Source organism: Pseudomonas sp. GW821-FHT09C08 (assembly GCF_059418125.1).
Genome location: NZ_JBWKPG010000001.1, coordinates 498,484 through 524,971 on the forward strand (window position 1 = coordinate 498,484; position 26,488 = coordinate 524,971).

Sequence of the window (26,488 nt, forward strand, 5' to 3'; positions counted from 1 at the left end):
AACCACATACAGCTCCCCCAAGGGTCCTAGTTCAATCCTTTCCTGCGCTGTGCCTCCTCCCGCACCGCCGGAATGATCCACCGCCCGTAATCCACGGTGTCATACAGCGGGTCGTAGCCTCGGTTGAGGAAGGTCGTCACGCCCAAGTCGACGTAATCCAGCAACGCCTGGGCCACGGTTTCCGGGGTGCCGACCAGTGCGGTGGTGTCGCCGTAGGCGCCGACGGCCGTGGCGGTGGGCATCCACAGCGCACGGTCGTGGCGGTCGCCCAGGGCGGCGGCGGCCAGCAGGCGTTCCGAGCCGGTGCCCTTGATGCGTTTCTGCCACGGGCTGCCGGCCGCAAACTGCGGGTTGGCCTTGATCTGCTGCAGGATCTGCTCGGCGCGTTGCCAGGCCAGTTCCTCCGTGGCTCCAAGGATCAAGCGCACTGACAGACTCACCCGCGGCGCGGCAACCCCGGCCGCCGATGCAGCGGCCTTGAGCTTGGCAATCTGCTCTGCCACGCCACTCAACGGCTCGCCCCACAGCGCATACAAATCCGCATGCTTGACCGCGATCTGATAGGCGATGTCCGAAGACCCGCCGAACGAAATCGGGATGTGTGGCTGCTGCAGCGGCTTGACCGGTGAAAACGCGCCCTTGATGTTGAAGTATTGGCCCTCGAAATCGAACGGCTCCTCGGCGGTCCAGGTGCGCCGCACGATCTCCAGGTATTCATCGGTGCGTTTGTAGCGCTCGGTCTTGTCCAGCAGGAAGTCGCCTTCCTGCGGCTCGGCGGTGATGCCGGTAATCGCGTGCAGGCGGATGCGTCCGCCGCCGGTGGTGTGGTCCAGCGTGGCAAAGGCGCGTGCGGCGACCGTCGGCGCGGTGAGGCCTGGGCGGTGGGCGATCATGAAACCCAGGCGCTCGGTGTGGGCCGCCGCATAGGCGGCGATCTGCAGGCTGTCGGCGCTGCCGGGACCGCTGGCGATCAGCACGCGGTCAAAGCCCGCGTGCTCGTGGGCGCGGGCATGGTGGCGGATGAAGTCGAGGTCGAAATCCGGGCTGCGAACGCCACGGGTTTCGGACCATTGGCGCGGGAAAATCATGCCGACAAATTCAATGGACATGGAAGGCTCCGGTGGTGGATCAGAATTGATAGTCGACCTGGGCCAGCAAGGTGCGGCCAGGCATGGGTTGTAAAAAGGTGTTGGTGGAACCGGCCAGGCCGCTGACGAAGTTCAGCTCGTTGGTCAGGTTCAATACGCGCAACGTGGTGCTCCACTGCGGCTGGCGGTAGTACAGGGCGAGGTCGAGGTTGTATTCGTCGGGGATCTTTACCGTCTTGCTCAGGTTCAGGTACCAGCTGCTGGTCCACCAGCCGGAGAGTTCGGCACCGAAGCCCGAATCGAAGCGATAGTCCACGTAGCCACTGGCGGTGTACTCGGGAATCTGCACCGCGTCGTAGCGCCCGGATGGCCGCTGGTTGAGGCTGTTGTTATCGCCAAACACCGTGCCGTTGTCGGCAATGAACCCGGCGGAGGCGAAGCCGGCCTGGGAGGTGAACTCGTTGTAGGCACTCAGCTTGGACAGGTTCAGGCCGCTGCGCAGGTGGTCATCGGGTTGATAGCGCACGGTGGCTTCCACGCCCTTGATCTGCAGGCGCGCGATGTTGTTATTGCTGTCGGGGGACTGGTCACGGGCCTGCTTGAACGCGGCCAGGGTCATGAACAGCTGGTTGGGCAGCGCCTCGACCTTCACCCCGACTTCATGCAGCACGCTCAGGCTCTGGAACGCCAGTGGGTTGAGCTGGTTGGCACCGGTGCCGCTGCCCCATCCCAGGCCGTTGGAAAAGAACCCGGTGTTGACCGCCAGCGAGCGATCGAAGGTGTAGTACAGCGTGGTGTTCTCGGTCGGTTTCACATACGGGCTGACCTGGAAGGCGAAGAGCCGATAGTTGTCGCTGTCCTTGCGCTTGTTACCGCCTGCGAGCACGAACGGGTTATCGATCTCGGCGTCGATCCAGCTGCGGCTGGCGCCGATGTTCAGGCCCAAATAATCGCCGAACTTGAGGTTGTGCTGGCTGAACAGGGTCTGGGTGGACCAGGTGCTTTCAGCGGTGTAGGGCGCCACGGATTCCGCATACAGCCCGTGCCCGGCGGGGTACATCGCTGCCAGGTTGAGCCAACCGTAATAGTTGGAGTACTGCGGCACGCCGGGCTGGCCGATCCACGCGCCGTTGCCGCCGGCCGGGTTGCTGGCGTCGAGGCCGAGCAGGTCGCCGGGGTTCTTGCCCGAGGGATTTTGCGTCAAGTCATAGGCATTGATGGTCGAGCCGAAGCTGTTGTTGGCGGCAATCGACTGGTTGAATTCGCGGCGGTAGATCAGGCCGGTATTGCTCTCGTCGCGCAGGGTCCAGCCGCCGAGTTGGGCTTCGTTACGCGAGCGGAATTCGAAACGGTTGTCGAAAATATTGTCTTTGGATTGCACCTGGAACGCGCCGACGGCATCGGTGATGTCCCTGGAGCGCTGGTAGAACGTGCTGTTGGCCACAGTGATGGTCGGCGACAGGTCAGCCTCGATACGCAATTGCGTGGTAAAGCGCCGCGAGCTGCTTTCGTCTTCCTTGCGTTGCCCGACCTGGGACGACAGCGACTGCTCGCCATTGCCGGCCAGCGTCGGGTCATACACCCAGCCGCGCAGGCTGCCGGGGCTGGCCTGGGTGTTGGGCGAGGCGGTCTGGAAGCTGCCGTCGACCACGCTGTATTGGCCCTGGGCATTGCGCTGGCGCTGCACCCAGCCAACGGTCGGTGCGTCGGCGGCGCCGGAGGCCAGCACGGGTGACCACAGGGTGTTGCCGTTCTGGAAAATCGGCGTGGCCCGGCCGGCGTAGTACTTGCCGTGATCCACCAGGTCCTGGGTCGCGCGGTTCCAGCCGTGGGTGATGTTGTAGTCGTAGTAGTTGTCGTAGCTGGCGTTCCAGTCCACGCGCACGTTGTCGTTGCGCCAGGCCAGCGCGCCGTAGAATGCGTCGAAGTTGTTGTCGACGTTGTCGTAGAAATCCTGCTGGCGCTGCTTGGTGATGCTCACGCGGTACGCCAGGTTGTCACTCAGCGGGCCGGTGTTGTCGATGCTGAACTTGTTGGAGCTGCGCGAGGTGCCATCCGGAACCCACGAACCCAGCTCGCCGCTGAGCTTGGTCTTGAACTCGGTGAAATTGGGTTTCTTGCTCAGGTAGTTGACATAGCCGCCGCTGCCGGACACCGACCCGTAGGTGACCGAGGACGGGCCGGCGACGATATCCGCGCTTTCATAGGCGTTGAAGTTTGCCGGGTGACGCACGCCATAGGCGCGCTGGCCATCCTGGAAGATTTCCGAGCCCTGGGCCCGGAACTGCGGGGCAATCCCGGCGTTCTGGCCGCCGCCGCGAGTAATCCCGGGCGCGTATTTGACCAGGTCGTCGGCACTGTGGATCGAGCCGTTGGCCAATTGCTCGGCATTCACCTGCACCACCGAGCGCGGAGTGTCGAGCACACTGGCTTCAATACCGCCGTACACCGAGGTCGGTGGGCGAGTGGGCAGGGCGTCGTCATCCGACTCGCTGCTACTGGCCTGCACCGTCACGGTCTGCAGTTGAGTATCAGCGGCAAAGACCTGCAGCGGCAGGCTTGCGGCCAGCAGCAGGGGTAAACGCAAGGCGATAGCGTGCATGGCAGAAATGCCTCCTGTCGAAAATTGGATCAATGCGGTGTGCCCTTGCAGGCGCCCGGCTTGCCGGCGATGAGGGCTTCACGCCTGGCCTCGGCCTGACGGACGTCATCGCCGGCAAGCCGGCTCCTGCAGGGATAGGCGGTGTCAGTGATTCAGGCGGTGTCTTTGAGCCAGAGCTTCTCGAAGCGCCAGGTGTTGAACAGTGACTCTTCCGATTGCGCACCACCGACGCGGGTGGACACGCTGTCGAGCAGGTCGGCGTAGCCCCAGATCAACATACCGCCGCGCTCGTACTGGATTTGCTGCACCTGATGCACCAGGGCCTTGCGTTTTTCCAGGTCGGGTTGGGCCATGGCGGCGAGGAACAGTTCGCTGAACTGCGGGTCGTTGAAGTGGGTCTTGTTCGACACCGCGAACGGTGCATCCGTGTGAATCGCACTGGCCAGGAACGGCGCGCCGATGCTGCCGCCGGTGCTCAGGGTCCAGTCGTTTTTCAGCGGGCCCTGGAACGTCGCCAGGTCCACCTGCTTGACCTTGAGCGTCACGCCGATGCGCTTGGCTTGTTCGGCCAGCACCAGCGCCGAACTCAAGCCAGGGCCCGGGGTGGTGATCAGCTCCACCTCGAGGTTTTCCTGGCCGGCGTCCTTGAGCAATTGCGCCGCGCGTTGCGGGTCGTGGGCGCGAGGGCCGAGGTCGTGGTTGAAGGTCGGGTCGCTGGGCGCATACAAATCGTTGGCCACGCGGCCCTGGCCGTTGAGCGCACGGCGCACCAGTTCCTCACGGTCGGCCATCAGGCGGAACGCCTCGCGCACGCGCAGGTCGTTGAACGGCGGTTTGTCCAGGTTCATGTCGAAGGACAGCCAGTTGCCGGTCACCGACTTGATCACCTGCAGGCGCGGGTCCTTTTGCAGGATCGGCAGTTGCTCGGTAGGCATCACGTTGGCCATGTCGATCTGCCCGGCGCGCAGGGCTGCGAGGCGTGAGACCTGGTCCTTGAAGTCGATGATTTCCAGCTCGTCGGCGTACGGCTTGCCGTCCTTGTAGTAGTTGTCGAAACGGGTGAACAGCGAGCGCTGGCCGGGGGTAAAGCTTTTCAGTTTGTAGGGGCCGGCGCCCACCGGGTTGGTGACCGGGTGATAGTCCACGGGCACGATGCCGCCAAAGTTGACCCAGGTTTCCGCCAGCGGCATGTAGCTGCGTCCGTCACGAAAGCCCAGGCGCACGGTGCGGTTGTCGAGCTTGACCAGGTTGTCGCGGTCCACCCAGTGCAACAGCGCTGCATACGGCGAGGCGAGTTGCGGATCGGTCAGGCGCCGGATCGAGAAGATCAGGTCATCGGCATCGATGGTCTTGCCGTTGTGGAACTCCAGGCCCGGACGCAGGCGCAGGGTCCAGGCGCTGGCGTCGGCATTCGGCTCGGCGAATTCGGCCAGCGCCAGGCGCGGCTGCATCTGCTCGTCCCATTCCCATAGCTTGCTGTACAGCGCGAAGCCGCGGACGATGCCGCTGCCAATCGGCTTGTGCGCGTCGAGGTTGCCACTCTGGTTGCCGTCGAGAATCCCCAGGCGCAGGCGTCCGCCGTAGCGTGGCTGGTCGTTACCGGCGACCGCGCCGGGTGTATCGCTGGGGCCGCAGCCCGCCAGCAGCAGGCCGCCGCCGACGGTTGCGCTGTAGCCGAGAAAGTCCCGGCGGCTGAGCAGTAAGGTCATGGCGTCAGGCCCCGCCATTGGCCGAGTGCAGTTCGCGCACCGGCTCCTGTGTGCGGCTCAGTTCGACCCGCTCGCTGCGAAAGTGCGGGAGGATATGCTCGCCGAGGCGATAGGCTTCTTCCAGATGCGGGTAGCCGGCGAGGAAGAACAGGTCGATGCCGATGCTGTTGTACTCGCGAATCCGCGCCACCACGTTCTCGTAGCTGCCGACCAGCGCGCAGCCCGGCGGAATGCCGATATAGCCGAAGCCGGTCCACACATTGGGGTGAATGAAGAAGTCGTCGAAGCCCTGGGCTTCGTTCTTCTCGGCAAAGCCATGCTCATAGCTCAGTTTGCGCGCGGTGCGCAGCCCGGCATGCGCGGCCACGGCCTTGACCGCGCCACGGGCGATGCCTTCGTCGAAGAAACGCTTGGCCTCGGTGCGGGCCAGGTCTTCGGTCTCGCGCGTGATCACGTCGATCGACAGGCCGAAGCGAATGTCGGTGCGTCCCCACTTGAGGGCGCGCTGGCGCAGGTCGGCGATCAGCGCGGCGATTTCATCCGGGTGCTCGGCGCGCATCAGGTAGAAGTCGGCGTGCTTGGCAGCGAACTCGCGGGCCGCAATCGACGAGCCGGCGGTGCAGATCAGCGGCAACTGGGCCTTCTTCAGCGGCCCGCGCAGGCCACCGCCATCGGCTTTGTAGAATTTGCCGTCGTAGTGGAAGGTCTCGTTGTGCCAATAGCCCTTGACCACGTCCATGAACTCGGTGGCGCGCGCGTAGCGTTCATCGTGGTCGCTGTAGTCGCCGACCTGGCGCTGGATCGCGTCCGAGCCGCCGTTGATGATGTTCCAGACCAGCCGGTTGCCGGTGGCGCGCTGGTAGGTGGCCGCCTGCTGCACGGCCACCCACGGGGTGTAGTGGTAGGGCTGGAACGCCGTGACGAACTGCAAGGTGCGGGTCTCGCGGGCGAGCAGCGAGCAGACCGTCCAGGGTTCTTCACCGGTCGGCGCGTTGACCATCAACGCGCCGCCGAACTGGTTGATCTCGGCCGCCTTGGCGATCTGCCCCAGGTAGTCGATATAGGTGAAGTGGTCGCCCACGCTGAACCCGGACACTGCGCCAGTGCTGTTGGCGCCGCCGCGATGCCAGTCGCCACGGTTGCGTGGATCTCCGGGCAGGAACTGGGTTTCGCCGTGCAGCGGCAGGCGGGTGAAGAATTCGATGCTCATGCAAGCCTCCTGCTTATTGCGCGCTCGGGGCGCACACCGGGGTAATCGGTTGGTCGTTGATGACCTTGTGGGCAAACGGGATCGAGTCCTTCAGCGACGCATTGACCGTGGCGCTGTGGCCCAGGCCCTTGTACAGGTGGCCTTCGACGATGGAGCCGGCGTTGCAGGCGTCCTGCATCAGCTTGACCTGGGTGGCGGCAGCGGGGGTGGTGTCTTCGGCACCGGTGCCGATGAAGATCGGCTTGGAGGTCTTCAGGGTCGGGTAGGCGATTTGCGCGAGCCACGGCGCGAGTTGCTTGCCCTTGTAGTCTTTCTTGGTGTTGGCAATGCTCAAGCCGAGGCCTTCGACGTCGCCTTCCAGGGCAAACAGGCAACTGGTGCGCGCCTGTTCGAACAGCGGCAGGGCCTTTTCGGTGTAGAAGTCGGCCGGGTTGATGCTCGGGTCGTATTGCTGGGCCGCCAGCAAGGTGTAGAAACCGTAGGCCAGGGTCGGGTCGACTTTGTTGCGCACTTCTTCACTGGGGTTCTTCGCGTAGTCGAGGGTGTAGATCACGCCGGTGCCCACGCTGCCCTTGACGCCCAGGTTCGGCGCATAGGTGGCGGCATAGGCTGCGGCCGCAAAGGCCCCGGCACCGCCCTGGGACTGGCCGACGATCAAGACTTTATCCGCCAGCCCCGGCACATCGGCGACCACCGCCTTGGCGGCGTCGAGAATGCCGTAGGCGGCCATGCGGCTGTTGAGCAATGGATGGCCGCCGGGCACGCCGAGGCCTTGATAGTCGGTGGCGACCACGGAAAACCCTTCTTCCAGCCAGCGGTTGAGGTAGGTCACATCGCGGTAGGAGCGACCTTGCCAGGACGGCGCGCACACGTCCGCCACACCCACGGTGCCGTGGCCCCAGCTGACCACGGGCCAGCCGCCGGCCGGTGCCTTGCCCTTGGGCAGGAACAGCGCACCGGAGACCACGATTGGCGTCTTGTTATCGATGCCATCGGTGGAGGTGTACAGAATGCGTTGGGCACTGGCGGCGTTTGCCAGGCTCAGGGTCTTGTCCAGCGGTTCGCTGCGCAGCAGTTTGCCGGGGGTGGCCGGAATGACTTTTTCCCAGGTGTAGAAAGCCGAGACGCGGCCATCGCCTTGCAGCGGGTCGGGCTTGGGGGCGTGCACGTCGGCGGCGAAGGCGCTCATGGACAAGGCCAGTACGCTGAGACCGAAGGCGAAGGAGTGCGGCAGTTTCATCAGTCATTTCCCTATCAAGGATTAGTGCTGACCTGGCCACGCAGGGCCGGCCAGTAGTCGGTGAGTTTCAGGTCGATCAGGGCCTGGTTGGTGAAGCCGGTGGCCAGTGACGGGCCGATGTCGTAGGTGTCGCGAATCAGGTGGTTGGCCAGCGCGTAGGCGGTCAGCGCCTGGTAGTGGGCCTTGAGTTGCGCGTCGCTTTTCGGTGCCCAGCGGTCTTTCCAGGCCACCGGGTCGTTCTGGTCGTCGCGGCGCAGCACGCTCTCGGCGGTGCCGGCGCGCGAAGACAGCTGGTAATAGGCGTCCTGGTTCTGCGGTTGGGAAATCCACCACGCCGCCTTGACCCACGCGGTGGCGAGCAATTGGGTGATGTCCGGGTTCTGTTGCACAAACGCGTCGGTGCCCCACAGGTCCGAGACCAGGCGCCAGTCGTTGCTGCCTTGCTTGGTCGACCAGATGATCTTGCCCACGCCTTTGTCTTCCAGGGCGTAGGCTTCGCTCAGCAGCACGGCCGCATCGACCTTGCCGGCCGAAACCGCTGCGGCGCCGACCTGCGGGTTGAGGTTGGCGATCTTGAAGTCGTCGAGTTTCAGGCCCTTGCTGGCCAGGAAGTTGCTGAAGGCGAACTCCCAGGGACGGCCACGGTGCAGCGCCAGGCGCTTGCCCTTGAGATCTTCGATGGTCTTGGCGCTGGAGCCTTCGGGCACCACCAGGTAGATGTTGTTGCCGCTGCCCCCGGGCACGATCAGCTTGCCCGGCACACCGCCGGCACCGGCGATGACGGAAGGCAGGTCGCCGCGCACGGCGAAGTCCAGGCTGTTGTTGCTGAAGCCCTCGTTGATCTGTGGGCCGGCGCCGGCGTGGGGCAGGGCGATCCATTCCAGCTTGACCCCGCGCTCGCGCAGTTGTGCTTCAAGCCAGCCCTCCTCGATCACGCGCCCGGCGATGCCACCAAACACCGGTTTACCGCCTTGGGTGTAGGCGACGATGGCGATTTTCACCGAGGTCGGAGCGGCGTGGACGGTGCTGATTGCAAGTACCCCGAACAGTGCCGCGATGGTCTTGCGCCAGAGGTTTTTCATGGGCGTTCTCCCTACCTGAATTGACAACCCCGGTAGGAGCCGGCTTGCCGGCGATGCGGCTCTTGAGCCTTGCAGCGCCTGAAAAGACGCTATCGCCAGCACGTCGGCTCCCGCACGGAGATCGTGTTGGGAGGGACAGAGCAGATTGCATGCCAGCCAGCGAAAAAAGCGCTCTAGCCCGCGTGCTGCAAGGCCTGCAGGGTTTCGTCGAAGGGTGGCTCGAAAGGCTTGTTGCTGATGGGCGAACACGCAAGTGCTGGCCGATTGCTGCTCCAGCAGCAGTGCCAGGTGTCGCTGCTGGTATATTCGATCAGGGAATATATAAATATTAATTAATAATTAAATGGTCTAGAAAACTTCATGCACTATTGAGCACGCGCTTTTACTGCCAGGAATGCACCATGTCGCTGATCACCCATCCCAACGCCCGTGAATTGACCAAGTCGGTGCGTGCCACCGTGCTGGTCTTCAAGGACCCGCGCTCGCAGGAACTGCTGGCGCGTATCGAGCGCCTCGCGCCCAGCGAGGCCAACACCTTGATCATTGGCGAGACGGGCACCGGCAAGGAATTGGTCGCGCGGCATATTCACAATTTGAGTCGACGCGGACGCGAGCCCTTTGTCGCGGTGAACTGCGGTGCCTTCGCCGAAACCCTGGTGGAGAGCGAACTGTTTGGCCATGAAAAGGGCGCGTTCACCGGGGCTACCACGCACAAGGCTGGCTGGTTTGAAGCGGCGAACGGCGGCACATTGTTCCTCGATGAAATCGGCGACCTGCCATTGAACATGCAGGTGAAATTGCTGCGCGTGCTGCAGGAGCGCGAGGTGGTGCGCCTGGGGTCGCGAACGCCCATCCCGATCAACGTGCGGCTGGTGGCGGCGACCAACGTCAACCTCGCGGACGCGGTGGTGGCGGGGCATTTTCGTGAGGATTTATTCTACCGTTTGCACGTCGCGACGATCCGCCTGCCACCGCTGCGCGAACGCCCCGGTGACATCCTGCCGCTGGCCGAATTCTTTCTTGAAGAGCACTGCCAGCGCCTGGGCTACAACCGCGCCAGCCTGAGCCTGGAGGCCGAGCGCAAAATGCTCGAACACAGCTGGCCGGGGAATATCCGCGAGCTGGAAAACGCCATTCACCATGCCTTGCTGGTGTGCCGCAACCAGCGTGTGCAACCGGCCGATCTGCACTTGGTGGACATGCGTTCGTCGGGCATTCGCCAGGACGAAGCCAACCATGCGCCGCCGGCCATTAGCGGCCCGGTCGACCTGGAAAGCGCACTCAACGCGCTGTTCGAGCAAAACATTCCAGACCTCTACGAACACATCGAAGAGACGATCTTTCGCGCGGCGTACCGCTACTGCCACGGCAACCAGTTGCAGACCGGGCGCTTGCTCAATATCAGCCGCAATATCGTGCGCGCGCGGCTGGAGAAGATCGGCGAACTGGGCAAGCCTGCGCTGCTCGACGGCCAGTAAACCGGGTGTTAGCGTTTCGAGCTTCTCTGATCTGTAGAGGGCTCGACATTGATCCGACTGACCGATTACATCGCCGATATTTCCCGCTCCGCACTGTCCCCCTGGGCCGACCTGTCGCCCTGGGCGCTGGTGACCCAGGCACCTGCTGTGGTTCGCCAGTTGCTGGCCGACCTGCCGGCTGACGACTACAGCGTGCAAGGCGAAATTGCTATCCACCGCAGTGCCATCGTCGAACCGGGCGCCTTGCTCAAGCCGCCGCTGATCATTGGCGCCGATTGCTTTATCGCCAGCGGCGCACTGCTGCGCGGAGGGTGTTGGCTGGATGCGGGCTGCATCATCGGCCCGGGTGCCGAGTTGAAAACTTCCTTCGTGTTCAGCGGCAGCAAGCTGGCGCACTTCAACTTTGTCGGCGATTCGGTGCTCGGCCACGGTATCAACCTGGAGGCGGGCAGCATCGTCGCCAACTACCGTAACGAGCGCGATGACAAGGAAGTGCAGGTGCGCGTCGCAGGCCTGTTGCAGCGCACCGGGTGCGACAAGTTCGGCGCGTTGCTCGGTGACCAATGCCGCATCGGTGCCAATGCAGTGCTGGCCCCGGGGGCGGTGTTGGCGCCTGCCAGCGTGATTGGGCGCGGGCAGGTGTTCGACGCCGAGGCGCCGATATAAACGCGAGGTTGAAAAGATCGTGGTGTCGCGGCGGGATATTAATTAGAATGAATCTCATTTGAGACATAATCGCGCCCGTGCAGGTTGCTCGCCATGAATGATGCTGTTGTCCCTACGCACGCCCCCGAACTGACCTTGTCGTGCCTGTACCGCGAGCATCGCAGTTGGCTGGAAAGCTGGCTGCGGCGGCGCCTGGGCAATGCCTGGGATGCAGCCGACCTGAGCCAGGACACGTTCCTGCGGGTGCTTGCGAGTGCCCAGCCGATCGCGCAGATGCAGGAACCGCGGGCTTACCTTGTGACCGTCGGCAAGCGCCTGCTGGTGAATTTTCATCAGCGCCGCAGCCTCGAACAGGCCTACCTGAATGCCCTGGCCACCTTGCCCGAGGCCTGTGTACCGTCGCCCGAACAGCGCTGGCTGGTGCTGGAAACCCTGCAGGCCCTGGATGAATTGCTCGATGGCTTGCCGGCCGTGGTCCGCCGCGCGTTCTTGTGGAGCCAGCTCGAAGGCCTGGGGTATCGCGAGATAGCCGAGCGCCTGGCAGTGTCCGAGCGCACCGTGAAGCGCTACATGGCCCAGGCCTATGAACATTGCCTGCTGGTGGAGCTGTGAACCGTGACGTCGCGCGTGCGGCCGCCCAGTGGCTGGCACTGCTGGAATCCGGCGCCGCCACCGAGCGTGATCACGCCGCCCTGCAGCACTGGCGCGACAGCCATCCCCAGCACGAACAGACCTGGCAGCGTGCGCAAAGCCTGCGCCAGCGCTTCAGTGAGTTGCCCCAGGCACTGGCCATGGCCAGCCTCGACCGCCCGCAGCCGGGGCGTCGCGCGGTGCTCAAGCGCGCATTGGGTGTGGCAGCACTGGTGCCGGCGGCCTGGCTGATCAGCCGGCAGTTGCCCCTCGACGCCTGGCGTGCCGACCTGCGCACCGCCACCGGCGAGCGCAAGCGCCTGCCACTGGCGGACGGCGCCAGCCTGCAGCTCAACACCGCGACGGCAGTGGACGTGGACTTGGCGCAACGCCGCGTGACCCTGGTCGACGGCGAACTGGCGCTGACGGTGCCGGGTACGGCAGCGCTGACCGTGGACACCCGTTATGGCCAATTGCGCGTCAGCCAGGCCGAGGTGTGTGTGCGGCAACTGGCTTCCGGCTGCCGGGTCTCGGTGCTCAAGGGTGCGGTGCAGGTACGCGACCTGAAAGGGCAATTGGCGACGCTGCAAGGCGGTCAACAAGCGTCTCTGCACGCCAGCGGGCTGGGTGCCTGGGTGCCGTTCGATGTGCTGCAACTGGGCTGGCGCGACGGCGTGCTGACGGCACAGAACCAGGCGCTGGGGGATTTCCTGCGTGAACTGGAGCGCTATCGCCCGGGCGTATTGCGTTGGGATCCGCGCCTGGAATCGCTGCGGGTCACCGGCAGTTTCCGCCTCGACGACACCGACCGCATCCTCAGCCTGCTGGCTTCGACGCTGGGGCTGGAGCTGCACTCACGCACCCGCTATTGGGTGACCCTGGCACCGCGGGACACGGCTGTTTGAGGGTTGTGGTGGTGGTTGCCTGGCCGACTTTATGTGCCTGGTGGGGTTGTTGAGGCAGCTGAACTTTATATGGTTACTGGGTTTTCAATTGTGGTGAGCGGGCTTGCCCCGCGTTGGGCTGCGCAGCAGCCCCAGTCCAGCAGAATGCAGTGTGTCAGGCAATCCTCGGTGTCAGGTTCTGGGGCCGCTTCGCAGCCCAACGCGGGGCAAGCCCGCTCGCCACAATGAGTTCATCAGCCCCAGAAATTCCAGTGGTCACGATGAGTTCATCAGCCCCAGAAAACCCAGGGTCACAATGAGTTCATCAGCCCCAGAAAACCCAGGGTCACAATGAGTTCATCAGCCGCAGAAATCCCAGTGGTCACGATGAGTTCATCAGCCCCGGAAATTCCAGTGGTCACGATGAGTTCATCAGCCCCAGAAATTCCAGTGGTCACAATGAGTTCATCAGCCGCAGAAATCTCAGGGGTCACAATGAGTTCATCAGCCCCAGAAATCCCCGAAGTCACAATGAGCCCAGCAGGCACATAAAGCTCTGTGGCCACGACGGACCAGCAACTCCTCCCTCCATCGCCATCAACGTCAGATCACATGCGCCCGTTGCAGCTCAGTCAGCGACTCGACCTTGAGCCTGGCGAGCAGTGGGTCGCGTCGGTCCCGTGGGTGCGGCAGCTCCACTGTCAGTTCCTGGCGGATGCTGCTCGGGCGGTTGTCCATCACCAGCACCCGGTCACTCAGGTACAGCGCCTCGTCCACATCATGGGTCACCAGCAGCAGTGCGATGGCATGGTGCGCGGCCAGTTGCAGCAGCAAGTCCTGCAGTTTCATGCGCGTGAATGCATCCACCGCACTGAACGGCTCATCCAGCAGCAACACCTGCGGACGAGAATACAGGCCGCGTGCGATGGCCACGCGTTGCGCCATGCCGCCGGACAGCGCCTTGGGCAGCGCCTGGGCAAACCCCTTGAGGCCGACTTCCTCGATCAACTGCGCGACCCAGGCCTTGTCGTAGTGGCTGTCGTCGCTGAAGCCGATGTTCTGTTCCACGGTGAGCCAGGGCATCAGCCGAGGTTCCTGGAACACGAACGCCACTTCGCCATCGGGGCTGCGCAGTTCGCCCTGGAAGTCCTTTTCCAACCCGGCGACGATGCGCAGCAAGGTGCTCTTGCCGCAACCGCTGGGGCCCAGCAGGCTCACGGCTTCCCTAGGTCGCAAGGCCAGGCGCACGTCTTTCAACACGGTGGTGCTGGCGAAGCTTTTACGCTCCACCCGAATCTCCAATAACGGCTGGCTCATGGTTGCGCTCCTTGGCCATTGAAAGTATCGCGCCAGGCCAGGCAGCGTTTTTCCAGCGCGGCGAGCAGGCCGTCGCTGACCTTGCCCAACAGCGCGAGCACGATGATTGCCGCCAGCACGATGTCCGGCCGCGAGGTTTCGCGCCCATCGCTGAGCAGGTAACCCAGGCCCTTGGTCGCCGCGATCAGCTCGGCCGCCACCAGGAACATCCACGTCAGGCTCAGGCCACTGCGCAAGCCGGTGAACAGGCCGGGCAGGGCGGCGGGCAGCAGGATGCGCCGCACCAGCCGGCGCCGACTGAAGCCGTACATTTGCCCGACCTCCACCAGCTTGCGGTCGATATCGCGGATCGCCGCCACCCCGTTGAGGTACACCGGGAAGAACGCGCCAATCGCAATCAGCACGATTTTCGAGGTTTCATCGATGCCCAGCCACAGCAGCAACAGCGGCACCCAGGCCAGGCTCGGGATTGAGCGCAGCCCGGCGAAGGTCGGTTCCAGATAGGCCTCGGCCTCACGGCTGAGGCCGACCCAGGCGGCGAACACCAGGGCCAGGCTGGCGCCGATGGCAAAGCCCAGCAACACCCGGCCGAGGCTGGCGCTGATGTGCTTCCACAACGCGCCTTCGGCCAGGTCGGTGAGGGTCACGGCGATCTCGCTCGGCGCCGGCATCTGGTAGGACGGCAGCCAGCCGACCCGCACGACCACTTCGAGGATCAACAGGATCGCCACCGGCAACACCAGCCCCTTGAGCCGGCGCGGCCAGGCGCTGCGCGGGTTGATCACCGGCGCAGGCAGCGGCAGTGCTTGGGTTTTGCTGGTCATCACAGACCCCTTATGGCTTGGGCAGGGTTTGGCCGAACGAGGTATCGATCAACTGGTCGATCACCTGGTCGACATTCACGCCTTTGCGGACCAACTCTTCGGACACCAGGATCGGCGCAGCGGCCTTGGACGACTGCACATCCTTGCTGCTCAGCAGCGGGGTGCTGAGGTCGGTGCGCGACAGTTGCAGCTTGGCCACTTCCAGCGGCAGGCCGGATTCGTCGGCGAGCAGCTTGGCGAATTCATCCGGGTGCTTCACTGCCCAGTCGCGGGCTTTTTCATAGGCACCGAGTACTTTGGTGATGGTTTGTGGGTGCTCCTTGGCGAATTTTTCGGTGACGCTGACTACGCCGTAGCTGTTGAAGTCTTTGTTGCGGTAGAGCAGGCGCGAGCCGGCCTGGATTTCACTGGCGGCCATGTGCGGGTCGAGACCGGCCCAGGCATCGACATCACCTTTTTCCAGCGCGGTGCGGCCATCCGGATGCTGCAGGTGGACCAACTCGACATCGTCTTTTTTCAGCCCGGCCAATTGCAGGCTGCGCAGGGTGAACAGGTACGGGTCGGTGCCTTTGGTGGCCGCGATTTTCTTGCCTTTGAGGTCGGTCACGCTCTTGAACGGCGAGTCCTTGCGTACCACCAGGGCGGTCCACTCGGCGCGGCTGTAGACGTACACCGATTTGATCGGGCTGCCATTCGCGCGGCTCAACACTGCCGAGAGGCTGGCGGAGGAGGCGAAGTCCACGCCGCCGCTGTTGAGGTACTCCAGGGAACGGTTGCTGCCCTGGCTCAGGACCCAGCCGACTTTGCTCTTGGGCAGGGCTTGTTCCAGCCAACCGAAGTGTTTGAGCACCAGGCTGACGGGGGAATAGTAGGCGTAGTCGAGGTTGACTTCGGCCGGGTCGGTCTCGGCGGCGAAGGCCGGCGATTGCAGGCACAGGGCAAGGGCGCAGGCGCCGAGTAGACGGTGGGTCAAAGGTTTCATGGAACAGCTCCGGACAAGGCGTTGAGAGAAGGCTTTTCTTATATTCAGAAAACTGAGATGGCATGTTCCATCATGCTTTATAGGAATATGCAGTCTCTGTGCCATCTTGTGCGAGGTCGGATTTGCTGGGGTTTGGACAGGTCAGGCTGTTGGTGGGTGCAGCAGATTGTTGAACCACTGTTGGCAGGCGAACAGTTGGTATATTTCAAAATAGTATAAATAAAGAGTTATTTATTCCTTTTAATGTTCTCCGTGATAGCGCATTTTGAGGGCCTGCGCATTCGTGCGGATTGACCCAACAGCCAAAAGGAAACCCGACATGACCATTAAAGCGATCAACGTGCGCAACCAGTTCAAGGGCGTGATCAAGGAGATCCTGCTGGGCGAAGTGGTGTCCGAAATCGACGTGCAAACCGCGTCGGGTATCGTCACTTCGGTGATCACCACCCGCTCGGTGCGCGATCTGGAATTGAAGGTCGGCAGTGAAGTGATTGCGTTTGTGAAGTCCACCGAAGTATCCATCGCCAAATTGTGAACCCCATACAAATGTGGGAGCGGGCTTGCTCGCGAAGGCAGTGTGTCAGTCAACCCATCGTTAACTGTCCCGGTGCATTCGCGAGCAAGCCCGCTCCCACATTTTTTTTGCGTACCGTCAACGTCGCGAATCAGCCCCGGCGGTGACGCAAGGCATGCTCCATGCGTTGCAGGCCTTCTTCGAGCATCGAGCGTGGGCAGCCGAAGTTCAGGCGCACGAACTGCTGGCTGTCGTCGCCGAATTCGATCCCTGCGCTCAGGCCGACCTTGGCGTGTTCGAGGAAGAACTGCTGCGGGTCGTCCAGGCCCAGGGCGCTGCAATCCAGCCAGGCCAGGTAGGTGCCCTGCGGGGCGTGCATGACGACGCCGGGCAGGCGCGTGTTGACCGCGTCGAGCAGGTAGTCGCGGTTGGCTTGCAGGTACCCGACCAGCGCCTCCAGCCAGTCGCCGCACTGGCTGTAGGCGGCGCGGGTGGCCTCCAGGCCCAGGGGGCTGACGCTGTCGACCATGCCGCAGCGCGCCTGGTTGAAGCGCTCGCGAATCTCGGCGTTCTGCACCACGGCAAAGCAGGTCTTCAGGCCGGCGACGTTATAGGCCTTGCTCGCCGACATCAGGGTGATGGTGCGCTGGGCGATCTCGGGGCTGAGGCTGGCGGTGGGGATGTGGCGGCGGCCGTCGAAGCACAGCTCGGCGTGAATCTCGTCGCTGATGATCAGCGCGCCGTGTTCCAGGCAGGCAGTGGCCACGGCCAGCAGTTCTTCGCGCGGGAAGACTTTGCCCATCGGGTTGTGAGGGTTGCTCAACAGCAGCGCACCGGCGCCGTCGAGTGCCTGGCGCAGGGCCTGCAGTGGGGTCAGGTATTCACCGTTGACCAATTCGAACGGCACTTCGATACGCGGCAGGTTCCAGTGCCCCGGCGCCAGGCGGATCGGGCGATAGTTGGGGGTCTGCAGCACGACCGGCTGGCCGGGTTGCACGAAGGCGTGCAGCGCCATATTGAAGCCCGGTTCGACGCCGGGTAAAAACAGCAGTTCTTCCGGTTGCACGCGCCAGGCGTACTTGGCCCACAGGTCGGCGACGATGGCTTCGCGCACATCCGGACCGGCCACGCTGTAGCCGAGGATCTGCTGGTCGAGGCGCGCGCGCAGCGCCTGCAGCACCGCAGGTGGCGCGGCGATATCCATGTCGGCGATCCACATCGGCAAAACGTCGGACGGATAACGGTTCCACTTGGTGCTGCCGGTGCCGAGGCGGGGGTGGATCGTGTCGAAATCAAAGCTCATGGGAGGCTCGTGTCAGGGAGGCGGGCGCAAGAATGGCGCTGATTCTAGCGCCATTATTTTTATAGGCCAGAGCTGATTGCCTCGGACAGTTGCCGGTGGGCGAGTTCCACCGCGCGGTTGACCGCTTCCGCGCCACGCACCATTGCGCCCAGGTAGACGAAATCCACCGTGTGGATGCCCACCGTGGCCAGGATGGCGTGCATGTACGGCGTCAGGAAGTCCGGCTCATGGCCCTTGCGGGCATTGCCGGAACTGACCAGCACAAAGGTGCGGCGGTCCTTGAGCAAGCCGACTTTTTCGAACTGCGCATTCACCGTGAAGCTGCGCTGGATGCGCACCACATGGTCGATCCAGCTCTTGAGCGCCGCCGGCACGCTGAAATTATGCACGGGGGTGCAGATGACCAGCAGGTCGCAGGCCTCCAGCTCGACGATCAACTCCTCCGATCGCGCGGTGGCGCTGCCGCTCAAGCCGCCCGGGGTGGTGAGGGCGTTGGCGTATTCGCGGCTCAACGGTGGCAGGGCCTGGCCACCATAGTCGCGCTCCGTCACTGCGGCGTCCGGTACCAGGTCGCGCAGCAGGGCACGGGCCAGCTTGAAGGTCTGCGCTGCCTTGCCATGCGGGCTGAAACTCAGCAACAGGGCGCGGGTCATTGGCTCAGGTCCTGGGAGAAATGCATGCCCAGCGGCAACAGGCCCTGGCGGAAATAGAAACGCTGGGCCAGGGCCATGTGCATGCCGGTGTCGAGCACCAACCAGCGATAGCCACGGGCGCGAGTTTCTTCGCGGACCCGCTCGAGCAGTTGTTCGCCCAGGCGTCGACGCTGCAGTGCGGCGTCCACGACTAAATCATCGACATAGATAAACCGGCCATACAGGGTGTTTTCCGTCAGCCGGTAGCCGGCCAGGCCAATCACCTTGCCGTGCTCGCGCGCGGCCAACAGGTGGTAGCCGTTTTGCCGTTGCCGTTGGACCTGCGCGGCGAAGGCGCTGGCGTCGGTCAGGTGAGGGCGCAGTTGCTGCATCAGCGCAAAGCTGGCGATGCAATCGGCCTCGGTTTGCATCGCTACGAACTCGACAGACTCATGCATGGTTGAAGTGCTCCTGGCGCGCCTGGCTGGCGCAGGTGGCGGGGGCATTGTTGAGGCGAGAAGGCATGGGCAGTTCCTGGTGGCACGCAAGAGAGGCGCCATTTTCGCGGGTAGCCAGGCGAACCAACAGGGGCATGAATGGACAAGTGGCCTGGGACATGATCAGGCGTAGCGCCTGTGGGGCGGCGTTGAAGTGCAGTGCGCGGGGCGTGCGTGGCGGAGCCGGATCACCGGGCGGGGAGGCCGGTCTTAGTCGTTTATCTGCACGATCCCTTCGCGTACCGCAAACATCACCAGGCTGGCGACATCATGGATGTGCAGGCGATGCATGATCTGCGAGCGATGTGCCTCGATCGTCTTGATGCTCAGCCGCAGGCCTTGGGCAATATTGCGCGTGGTTTCGCCGCGGGCGATCAACCGGAGTATCTCCAGTTGGCGCACGGTCAGTTTCGAGTGCGAGATGGGCTTGGTTTCCTCGCGAGTCTGCTTGACGGCCTGGCTGACCACCAACGACACAACCGGCACCGACAGGTACTGGCCGCCGCTCTTGAGCGCCTCCAGCGCGAGTTCGAGCTCAAGCACGCTGGCACTTTTCAACAGATAGCCCTTGGTGCCGAGTTGCAGGCACTGCATCACGAAGCTGGAATCCTTGTGGGTCGAGATCATCAGGATGCGGCTGGCCGGCGCGCTGATCGACAGGCTCTTGAGCAGTTTCATGCAGGCAACCCGTTCGATATCCATGTCGAACACAATAATGTCCGGTTGCAGGCTCGAGGCGAGTTCGAGGGTGGTGCTCTCACTGTCGGCTTCCGCGATGACTTCGTAGGGCTCTTTTTGCTCCAGGAGTGCACGCAGGCCGGCACGTAACAGGGGATATACATTCGCTACAAGGATTCGACAACGCATAGGCTTCAGCCCAAATCGCAGAGACAAGAGGCAGCGTTGATCTCGCTGCTGTAATTTACTGTGTAGCGTCCGTGTCTACAGGGGTTAACGCGCAGGTCGCAGAGTGTGAAGACTTTTCAGCCGTGGCGCGCGTTATCGCCAAACTCCTGGATCAAGCGGGAGAATTTATTCAACGGTTCAACGGCTTGGGCCGAGCCCAGTTTGATCGCTTCCCTGGGCATGCCAAAGACCACGCAACTGGCTTCATCCTGGGCGATGGTCTGCGCGCCATTTTCACGCATTGCCAGCAGCCCGCGCGCGCCGTCGTCGCCCATGCCGGTCATGATCATGCCCAAGGCGCTGGGCGCGGCATGCCTGGCGATCGAACGAAACAGCACGTCTACCGAAGGTTTATGCCGGTTAACCGGCGGGCCGTCCACAACCTCGACCTGGTAGTGCGCACCGCTGCGCTTGAGTTGCATATGCAAGCCGCCGGGGGCCAACAATGCCAGGCCACTGTGCACCCGATCCAGATGCCTGGCCTCGCGCACTTCGATCTGGCAGAGCTTGTCCAGGCGCCGGGCAAAGTCGGCGGTGAATTTTTCCGGCATGTGTTGAACGATGACAATCCCCGGGCAGTCACGTGGCAATTGGCGCAAGACAAATTCGAGGGCTTGCGTGCCACCGGTGGAACAGCCGAGCGCGACGACTTTTTCGGTGGTGCGCAGCCGGTTGACCGGTGCAATCCGGCTGTCCTCGCCAGGCGCCGTCACCGTCGCGGTCAGGGCGCGTGGACGGGTCTTGGCGCCGTCCTCGATCTTGCGTATCAACTCGGCCGACAACGCTTCCAGGCTTTGCTTGAGCCCCAGCCGCGCCTTGGTGAATACCCCCACGGCGCCTGCCGACAGCGCCTCGACGGCGACGCTGTTGCCCTGCTCGGTCAGCGTCGAGCAGATGATGGTCGGCGTCGGCCGTTCGCGCATGAGCTGGCGCAGGAAGGTCAGGCCGTCCATGCGCGGCATTTCGATGTCGAGCACCAGCACGTCCGGCCAGTCGCGGCGCATTTTCTCGATGGCGTAGAGCGGGTCGGCCGCCTGGCCGATGACCGTGATCCGTGGGTGGCTGGCCAGGCAACTGGTGAGCACCTGGCGCACCAGCGCCGAGTCGTCGACGATAAACACCTTGATCATCGCGGCAGGCTCCGTACCGGCGGCGACGGCAGGCCGTTGCGCAGGCACTCGATTGCACCGCTGCGGCCGTTGACCTGCAGGCGTCGGTAATGGTCGCCGTTGAGGTCCCAGGTGTCGACCGACCAATTGCGCAGGCTGAACTGTTCACGCGCAAAAGCGCTATTGCCGGCGCCAACCCTGCGCCGTGGGTTGCCTTCGAAGCGCACCAGGCTGCCACCGCCGAAAATGCCCTTGCGGTACTCCGTAGGTTGCGTGCCGTGGCGGGCCATGTCGGCGTGGATGCGCTTGAACACGGACTCGCCGTAACGGGTGTCCAGGCGTGTGCCTGCGCCGGGATCGTTGGGCAGCAGGAAGTGCGAGACCGCCAGCAGCCGCCGGTGTGGGTGCCACAGCACCACCGCGACGCAACTGCCGAGCAAGGTGGTGACCACGCCGTCGTGGGTCCCGAAGAAGTAATCGCCGGGGTGCAGGAATATCGAAGGTTTCATAAAAGCTCGTAGACCGAAGGGCAGGTCAGGCGCATCGGCAGATCAAAGCCGTGGATGCTTTCCGCGTGCCCGATAAACAGCAGGCCGCCGACGCGCAGCTGGGTAATCAGGCGCCGGACAATCCGCTGTTTCTCTTCGTTGTTGAAATAGATCAGTACGTTGCGCAAAAAGATCACGTCGAAAGGCCCGAGTGCCTCTGGCAGCGGTTGCGTAAGGTTGATCTCGCGCAGGGTGATGCGCTCGCGCAGCGCGGCCTGCACGCGAAATCGCCCGCTCATGTCGCCGACGCCGTTCAGGCAATAGCGCTTGAGCCAACCCTCGGGAAAATACTTGGCCTGGGCCATGTCATAGATGCCGTCGCGGGCCCGCGCGAGCATGCTTTGGCTCAGGTCGCTGGCGACGATGGACCAGTCCTGCGTGCGCGCGTTTTCGCTGGCAACCATTGCCAGGCTGTAAGGCTCTTCGCCGGAGGAACAGGCGGCACTCCAGATCTTCTGCGGTCCGCGCTGGCGGGCCAACCATTCGCCGAAGAAATCGAAGTGCGGATGCTCACGAAAAAAGTACGTTTCGTTGGTGGTGAGCAAATCCACCACCAGCCGCCGCTCCTTGATGAACAACGGGTTGTCGAGCAACTGCAAGTAATCGGCGTAGCTGCCCAGCCGATAGTGGCGCAGGCGCTTCATCAGGCGGCCGGCGACCAGCGGGCGTTTGTTGGGCGCCAACTGGATGCCCGAAGCCTCGGCCATGAGTTTCTGCAAGCGGCGAAACTCGTGTTCGGCGAGTGTCGGCAGGGTTAAAAGCGCAGACATTCAAAGGCCGTTCGTGACGGCAAGGCTCAATTGCGCGATGTCATCCAGCGACAATACCTGGGCGATATCGAGAATGATCGTGAAACCTTGTTCATTGCGGGCCATGCCGGCGATGAAGTCGGTGCGGATCCCGGCGCCGAACGGCGGCGGTGCGACCACCTGCTGCGGGTCGATGTCGAGCACCGCGTCGACGGCATCCACGACCAGGCCGATGGCCTGGGTGCTGTCGCTCAAGGCCAGTTCGATGATGACAATGCAGGTGCGGTTGCCCGCGCGGGTCAGCTCGAAGCCAAAGCGCGCAGCCAGGTCCAGCACCGGCACGACATTGCCGCGCAGGTTGATCACGCCATGGATAAACGCCGGCATCATCGGCACGGCCGTCACTTGTGCGTATTCGATGATCTCGCGCACCAGTTCGATCGGCAGCGCATAGTCCGCGTCACGCACGCGAAACGACAAGTGCTGGATGCTCAGGGGTTCGGCCAGTGAGTCGACGGTTTGAAAACGTTGGTTGGCAAGAGAAGTCATGGGCGCGGTGCTCAATTGAAACTGACGAACTGGCCTTCATCGACCGTCGTCCTGCCCTTGGACCAGCTTGGCGACGCGCTGGCGTAGTTGTCCTGGCTGCGCGGCAGGCCACGCTTGAGTGCGGGGCCGTCCTGTTCGAAGCGGAAGAAGCCGATCAGCTCCTGCAATTGTCCGGCCTGGGCGTTCATTTCTTCGGCGGTGGCGGCAAGCTCTTCCGAGGCGGCGGCGTTTTGCTGGGTGATTTGGTTCATCTGGCCCATGGCGATATTGATCTGACCGGCGGCGCTGCTTTGTTCCTGCGAGGCGGCAGTGATTTCCTGCACCAGGTCCGAGGTTTTCTGGATGTTCGGGACGATTTCGTTCAACAGGCGGCCAGCCTGTTCGGCCAGGTGCACGCTGCTGGAGGCAACTTGACCGATCTCCTGGGCCGCCACCTGGCTGCGTTCGGCGAGCTTGCGCACTTCGGCGGCGACCACCGCGAAGCCTTTGCCGTGATCACCGGCGCGGGCCGCCTCGATGGCAGCGTTGAGCGCCAGCAGGTTGGTCTGGTAGGCGATGTCGTCGATGATGCTGATCTTGTCGGCAATCTGCTTCATCGCCAGCACCGTGTCGCTGACCGCGCCACCGCCTTGCACCGCGTCGTTGGCGGCTTTGCCGGCAATGCCGTCGGTGATTTTTGCGCTTTCAGTGTTCTGGGCGATCGACGCCGACATTTCCTCGACCGAGGCGCTGGTCTGCTCGACGCTGGCCGCCTGTTCGTTGGCGGCCTGGCTCAGTGACTGCGAGGTGGAGCTGACTTGTTCGGAGGCCGAGGAGAGTGAATCGGCGGAGCTGCGCACATCCCCGAGGATGCTGCGCAGGCGCTCGGTCATGTTTTGCATGGCCGCGAGCAACTGGCCGGTTTCATCGCGGCTGTCTGCCTGCAGGTCCTGGCTCAGGTCGCCGGCGGCCATGCGGTTGGCGGCGGCCACCGCACCGTTGAGCGGCTTGGTGATACTGCGCGTGACCAGCACGCCAATGACCACGCCAAACAGCGTGGCGGCGAGGACCAGCGCGATCATTTGCAGGCGCGAGCGGTCGGCGATATCGGAGATTTGCTGATTGGCCTCTTTGGCGCGCTCCTGTTTGTAGCGGCTGACTTCGCCGATCAGGCGGTCGATCTGCTCGCCGCTGACCACGGCCTTGGGCAGCAGGTCGGTGACGTCGCTGGTCTCCTGCAACTGGCTGGACTGCTGATGCAGGGTCAACACCTGGTGCACCAGGTTTTCGTAGTCCTTGAGCGGCGTTTCCAGCTGGTCGATCTGCGCCATGCCTTCCTTGGTGATAAAGCTGGCGCGCGCGCTGTTGATCAGCGTGCGGGTTTTATCCAGTGCGGCCTTGGCCTGGTTCGCCGCCTGCTCACGCGCCGCGTGGTTGGTCGACAACAGGCTCTGGCGCATCGAGCGGCCGGCGACGATCAGCTGGATATTGGCTTCCTGCAGGGTGCTCAAGCCCGTGACGTCCAGCTCGTACATGCGGTCGGACAGGCCATTCACCTGTTCGAGGTTGCGGATGCCGATAAACCCGATGATCGCGGTCAACGCGACGACCACCAGGAAACCGGCGGTGAGTCGGATGCCTATCTTCATGTTGCGAACAAATTGCATGCGGTTTCTCCTGAAAAGGCTAGGCAAGGGGTTCTAAAAGGGATACGTCGAGGGCGGCAGGGGCCTGCAGCTGTCGGAACAGGCTGGGGACATCCAGGATCAGCGCCACTTGCCCGGAGCCGAGGATGGTCGAGCCACTGATGCCGCGCAGGTGCTGGAACATCTGGCCGAGTGGCTTGATCACGGTTTGCAGCTCGCCCAACAGGTGGTCGACGATCAATCCGGCGTGCTGCCGGCCTTGGCTGACCACCACGATATTGCGGCGCCGGGCAGTGCTTGCGGGCAGCCCGAAGTGTTGATCCAGGGCTATGCACGGCAGCGGCGTGCCGCGCAGGTTGAGGTAGCCGTACTGGCTGGTGAGCGACGCGGCGCTGGCCTCCATGCATTCGGTGACCATGTCCAGCGGGATGACAAAACTGTCCTGGCCCACGCCCACGTGAAAACCGTCAATGATCGCCAGGGTCAGCGGCAGGCGAATCCGGAAGGTGCAGCCCAGGCCTTGCTGCGACTCGATCTCGATGCTGCCGCGCAATTGCTCGATGGCGCTGCGCACCACGTCCATGCCAACGCCGCGCCCGGAGAGGTCGGACACCTGTTCGGCGGTGGAAAAGCCGGCTTCGAAAATCAGCCGGTGAATCGCGGCCTCGTTGAGCACCGCCTCGGCCTCGATCAGGCCTTTGCCGATGGCTTTTTCGCGAATCCGTGCGGTATTCAGACCGCGCCCGTCGTCGCTGATTTCCAGCACGATCATGCCGGAGTCATGGTAGGCGTTGAGCTGCAGGTTGCCCTCGGCGGGCTTGCCGACTGCGAGGCGTTCGGCGGCCGACTCGATGCCATGGTCGATAGCGTTGCGCACCAGATGGGTGAGCGGATCGGCGATCTTGTCGATCACGGTTTTGTCCAGCTCGGTGTCGCCGCCACGGATGCCCAGTTGGATGTGCTTGCCCAGTTGCTTGCTGACATCGCGGACCACGCGGTGGAAGCGGTTGAAGGTTTCACCGACCTCGACCATGCGCAGTTTCAGCGCGCTCTCGCGGATCTGCTCGACGTGCTGGTGCACGGCCAAGGCGCTTTCGATACACGCATTGTCGCCAGTGCGTTTGGCCTGCATCTGCGCACCGGCGGTGCTGATGACCAGCTCGCCAACCAGGTTGATCAGCTCATCGAGCTTGTGCGCAGGGACCTTGACCATGCTGGTGTCTTGCGGACGGCGGTCGCGGGCCGGCGATTTTTTTTCGGCGGGCGCGGCCAGGGTGGGCGCAGGCTCGGTGCAGGGTTCGAGGGTGAGGGTGCAGAAGTCGACGATGAAGTCGAAGACGTCGGCGATCTCCTCGCGGCTCGCGGCGCTGCGCAGGGTCAAGGTAAAGCCCAGGTAACAGGCTTCGGGGTCGAAGCTGTCGAGGCCCGGCAGGCGATCGGTGCAGGTGTGCAGGGTGACGATTTCGCCCAGGCGGCTGAGGTAACGCAGGAAGGCCGCCGGATCGAACCCGTTGCGCAACAGCGCCTCGCTGAAGTCGATCGACAGTTGCCAGAGTTGCGCATTGGCGCCGACAGTCGGCGCGGCCGGCACGCTGTCGACGACGAGCGTGTCGTCACTCAGGCCACGCGCCTGGGCCAGGGCGTCGAGCAACAGTGCCTGTTGGGCCAGGTCGGTGTGCATCTCGCCGGTGGCGGGGTCGACGGCTTCAAGCATCCGGCGCAGTTCGTCCATGCAGCGCAGCATCAACGAGGTGAGGTCTTCATTGAGCGTGCGCTGGCCGTCGCGCACTTGCATCAGCAGGCTTTCAAGGTGATGGGTGAGATTGACCAGCGGTGTCAGCGAGAAAATACCCGCCGAGCCCTTCAACGTGTGCACGGCGCGGAACAAGCCGTTGACCGCGTCGCTGTCTTCGGGCGCGGTTTCCAGTTGAAGCAGGCTGTCTTCGGCATCTTTGAGCAAGTCCCGGCCTTCGCTCAGGAAGCCCTGGAGCAATTGGTTCCACTGTTCGCCAGTGAGCATGGTCAATCCTCGATCCGAGCGTTGGGGAACAGTGATTCCAGGCGCAGCAGTGCGAGGGTTTCGCGCACGGCCGGGGCGGCATCGACCACGGTGACCGGGCTACCGCCCTGGCTGAGTGCGCGTTGCATCACCAGCAGCAATTGCAGGCCGGCACTGTCGAAATCGCCGATGCCGGCCAGGTCAAGCTGCCAGGCGTCGGCGTTGAGCGGCAACAGCGCGACAAAGGCATCACGCGCCTCGCCGACCTGATAAATGCTCAGGTCACCGTCGATACGAATGCGCGTCGGGCCGCCGAAAGCGGAAGGGGTCAGCGTGAACATGGGC

The 26,488-nt window shown here is 63.4% G+C and carries 27 protein-coding genes; 5 read left to right on the forward strand and 22 right to left on the reverse strand.

Going from position 1 to position 26,488, the window contains the following annotated elements; translation table 11 throughout:
- Window positions 1-26: 26 nt before the first annotated feature.
- The 6 genes from AC07OJ_RS01920 to AC07OJ_RS01945 all read right to left on the reverse strand — a co-directional run bounded on the left by AC07OJ_RS01920 (window position 27) and on the right by AC07OJ_RS01945 (window position 8,931).
- The gene (locus AC07OJ_RS01920) at window positions 27-1,109 is read right to left on the reverse strand and encodes an LLM class flavin-dependent oxidoreductase (protein WP_065901239.1); all 1,083 of its coding nucleotides are present in this window, start codon (window positions 1,107-1,109) and stop codon (window positions 27-29) included.
- A 19-nt stretch (window positions 1,110-1,128) separates the two neighbouring features.
- Window positions 1,129-3,690 carry a TonB-dependent receptor gene (locus AC07OJ_RS01925; RefSeq protein ID WP_495093786.1) on the reverse strand — a complete coding sequence of 854 codons (2,562 nt, stop codon included), beginning with the start codon at window positions 3,688-3,690 and terminating at the stop codon, window positions 1,129-1,131.
- Between the two features lie 152 nt (window positions 3,691-3,842).
- Window positions 3,843-5,399: an ABC transporter substrate-binding protein gene (locus tag AC07OJ_RS01930; RefSeq protein WP_495093787.1), complete on the reverse strand. Its 1,557-nt coding sequence runs from the start codon at window positions 5,397-5,399 to the stop codon at window positions 3,843-3,845.
- Window positions 5,400-5,403: 4 nt separating this feature from the next.
- On the reverse strand, window positions 5,404-6,609 hold the full coding sequence (locus AC07OJ_RS01935; RefSeq protein WP_065901242.1) for an LLM class flavin-dependent oxidoreductase: 1,206 nt from the start codon (window positions 6,607-6,609) through the stop codon (window positions 5,404-5,406).
- 13 nt (window positions 6,610-6,622) lie between these two features.
- Window positions 6,623-7,849, reverse strand: a complete 1,227-nt coding sequence (locus AC07OJ_RS01940; protein WP_495093788.1) for a lipase family protein — start codon at window positions 7,847-7,849, stop codon at window positions 6,623-6,625.
- A 14-nt stretch (window positions 7,850-7,863) separates the two neighbouring features.
- Window positions 7,864-8,931 carry an ABC transporter substrate-binding protein gene (locus AC07OJ_RS01945; RefSeq protein WP_120448470.1) on the reverse strand — a complete coding sequence of 356 codons (1,068 nt, stop codon included), beginning with the start codon at window positions 8,929-8,931 and terminating at the stop codon, window positions 7,864-7,866.
- A gap of 401 nt (window positions 8,932-9,332) precedes the next feature.
- On the opposite strand from AC07OJ_RS01945, the gene AC07OJ_RS01950 reads away from it, so the two are divergent.
- The 4 genes from AC07OJ_RS01950 (at window position 9,333) to AC07OJ_RS01965 (ending at window position 12,610) form a co-directional block, all read left to right on the forward strand.
- Window positions 9,333-10,409, forward strand: a complete 1,077-nt coding sequence (locus tag AC07OJ_RS01950; protein WP_065901248.1) for a sigma-54 interaction domain-containing protein — start codon at window positions 9,333-9,335, stop codon at window positions 10,407-10,409.
- Window positions 10,410-10,457: 48 nt separating this feature from the next.
- A complete protein-coding gene (locus AC07OJ_RS01955; RefSeq protein WP_495093789.1) occupies window positions 10,458-11,075 on the forward strand; it encodes an LbetaH domain-containing protein in 618 nt (205 codons plus the stop codon).
- 93 nt (window positions 11,076-11,168) lie between these two features.
- Entirely contained in the window at window positions 11,169-11,687 is a 519-nt protein-coding gene (locus tag AC07OJ_RS01960) for a sigma-70 family RNA polymerase sigma factor (protein ID WP_106804057.1), read from the forward strand.
- Window positions 11,684-12,610 (forward strand): FecR domain-containing protein, encoded by a 927-nt coding sequence (locus AC07OJ_RS01965; RefSeq protein ID WP_495093790.1) that lies wholly within the window; start codon window positions 11,684-11,686, stop codon window positions 12,608-12,610. The genes AC07OJ_RS01960 and AC07OJ_RS01965 overlap by 4 nt, the downstream gene beginning before the upstream one ends.
- A gap of 290 nt (window positions 12,611-12,900) precedes the next feature.
- On the opposite strand, the gene AC07OJ_RS01970 is transcribed toward AC07OJ_RS01965, so the two are convergent.
- From AC07OJ_RS01970 to AC07OJ_RS01985, 4 genes are read right to left on the reverse strand one after another with little or no spacing between them, the layout of a single operon-like run.
- The gene (locus AC07OJ_RS01970; protein ID WP_495093791.1) at window positions 12,901-13,155 is read right to left on the reverse strand and encodes a hypothetical protein; all 255 of its coding nucleotides are present in this window, start codon (window positions 13,153-13,155) and stop codon (window positions 12,901-12,903) included.
- Window positions 13,156-13,192: 37 nt separating this feature from the next.
- Window positions 13,193-13,906 (reverse strand): ABC transporter ATP-binding protein, encoded by a 714-nt coding sequence (locus AC07OJ_RS01975; protein ID WP_065904912.1) that lies wholly within the window; start codon window positions 13,904-13,906, stop codon window positions 13,193-13,195.
- Entirely contained in the window at window positions 13,903-14,730 is an 828-nt protein-coding gene (locus AC07OJ_RS01980; protein ID WP_495093792.1) for an ABC transporter permease, read from the reverse strand. Before AC07OJ_RS01980 ends, AC07OJ_RS01975 begins: the two co-directional genes overlap by 4 nt.
- Before the next feature lie 10 nt (window positions 14,731-14,740).
- Complete coding sequence (locus AC07OJ_RS01985) at window positions 14,741-15,712, reverse strand: aliphatic sulfonate ABC transporter substrate-binding protein (RefSeq protein ID WP_065904916.1); 972 nt, start codon at window positions 15,710-15,712, stop codon at window positions 14,741-14,743.
- A 319-nt stretch (window positions 15,713-16,031) separates the two neighbouring features.
- Here AC07OJ_RS01985 and AC07OJ_RS01990 point away from each other — a divergent pair, with 319 nt between their 5' ends.
- Window positions 16,032-16,247 carry a TOBE domain-containing protein gene (locus AC07OJ_RS01990; protein ID WP_003173733.1) on the forward strand — a complete coding sequence of 72 codons (216 nt, stop codon included), beginning with the start codon at window positions 16,032-16,034 and terminating at the stop codon, window positions 16,245-16,247.
- 130 nt (window positions 16,248-16,377) lie between these two features.
- Here the strand turns inward: AC07OJ_RS01990 and AC07OJ_RS01995 are convergent, their stop codons facing one another.
- The 12 genes from AC07OJ_RS01995 to AC07OJ_RS02050 form a co-directional block, all read right to left on the reverse strand.
- Window positions 16,378-17,529, reverse strand: coding sequence for a MalY/PatB family protein (locus tag AC07OJ_RS01995; protein WP_495093793.1), 1,152 nt, complete (start codon window positions 17,527-17,529; stop codon window positions 16,378-16,380).
- A gap of 59 nt (window positions 17,530-17,588) precedes the next feature.
- Window positions 17,589-18,182 carry an FMN-dependent NADH-azoreductase gene (locus AC07OJ_RS02000; RefSeq protein WP_495093794.1) on the reverse strand — a complete coding sequence of 198 codons (594 nt, stop codon included), beginning with the start codon at window positions 18,180-18,182 and terminating at the stop codon, window positions 17,589-17,591.
- Window positions 18,179-18,619, reverse strand: coding sequence for a GNAT family N-acetyltransferase (locus AC07OJ_RS02005; protein WP_495093795.1), 441 nt, complete (start codon window positions 18,617-18,619; stop codon window positions 18,179-18,181). The genes AC07OJ_RS02000 and AC07OJ_RS02005 overlap by 4 nt, the downstream gene beginning before the upstream one ends.
- Entirely contained in the window at window positions 18,612-18,755 is a 144-nt protein-coding gene (locus AC07OJ_RS02010; RefSeq protein WP_495093796.1) for a hypothetical protein, read from the reverse strand. The genes AC07OJ_RS02005 and AC07OJ_RS02010 overlap by 8 nt, the downstream gene beginning before the upstream one ends.
- A 113-nt stretch (window positions 18,756-18,868) precedes the next feature.
- Window positions 18,869-19,525 (reverse strand): response regulator, encoded by a 657-nt coding sequence (locus AC07OJ_RS02015; RefSeq protein ID WP_106804050.1) that lies wholly within the window; start codon window positions 19,523-19,525, stop codon window positions 18,869-18,871.
- A gap of 116 nt (window positions 19,526-19,641) precedes the next feature.
- On the reverse strand, window positions 19,642-20,694 hold the full coding sequence (locus AC07OJ_RS02020; RefSeq protein ID WP_495093797.1) for a protein-glutamate methylesterase/protein-glutamine glutaminase: 1,053 nt from the start codon (window positions 20,692-20,694) through the stop codon (window positions 19,642-19,644).
- The gene (locus AC07OJ_RS02025; RefSeq protein ID WP_120448481.1) at window positions 20,691-21,182 is read right to left on the reverse strand and encodes a chemotaxis protein CheD; all 492 of its coding nucleotides are present in this window, start codon (window positions 21,180-21,182) and stop codon (window positions 20,691-20,693) included. Before AC07OJ_RS02025 ends, AC07OJ_RS02020 begins: the two co-directional genes overlap by 4 nt.
- A complete protein-coding gene (locus AC07OJ_RS02030; protein ID WP_495093798.1) occupies window positions 21,179-21,991 on the reverse strand; it encodes a CheR family methyltransferase in 813 nt (270 codons plus the stop codon). Before AC07OJ_RS02030 ends, AC07OJ_RS02025 begins: the two co-directional genes overlap by 4 nt.
- A complete protein-coding gene (locus AC07OJ_RS02035) occupies window positions 21,992-22,519 on the reverse strand; it encodes a chemotaxis protein CheW (protein ID WP_106804046.1) in 528 nt (175 codons plus the stop codon).
- Window positions 22,520-22,530: 11 nt separating this feature from the next.
- Complete coding sequence (locus AC07OJ_RS02040; RefSeq protein ID WP_495093799.1) at window positions 22,531-24,165, reverse strand: methyl-accepting chemotaxis protein; 1,635 nt, start codon at window positions 24,163-24,165, stop codon at window positions 22,531-22,533.
- A 19-nt stretch (window positions 24,166-24,184) separates the two neighbouring features.
- Complete coding sequence (locus tag AC07OJ_RS02045) at window positions 24,185-26,164, reverse strand: chemotaxis protein CheA (protein WP_495093800.1); 1,980 nt, start codon at window positions 26,162-26,164, stop codon at window positions 24,185-24,187.
- Window positions 26,165-26,166: 2 nt separating this feature from the next.
- Window positions 26,167-26,484, reverse strand: coding sequence for an STAS domain-containing protein (locus AC07OJ_RS02050; RefSeq protein ID WP_495093801.1), 318 nt, complete (start codon window positions 26,482-26,484; stop codon window positions 26,167-26,169).
- Window positions 26,485-26,488 lie beyond the last annotated feature (4 nt).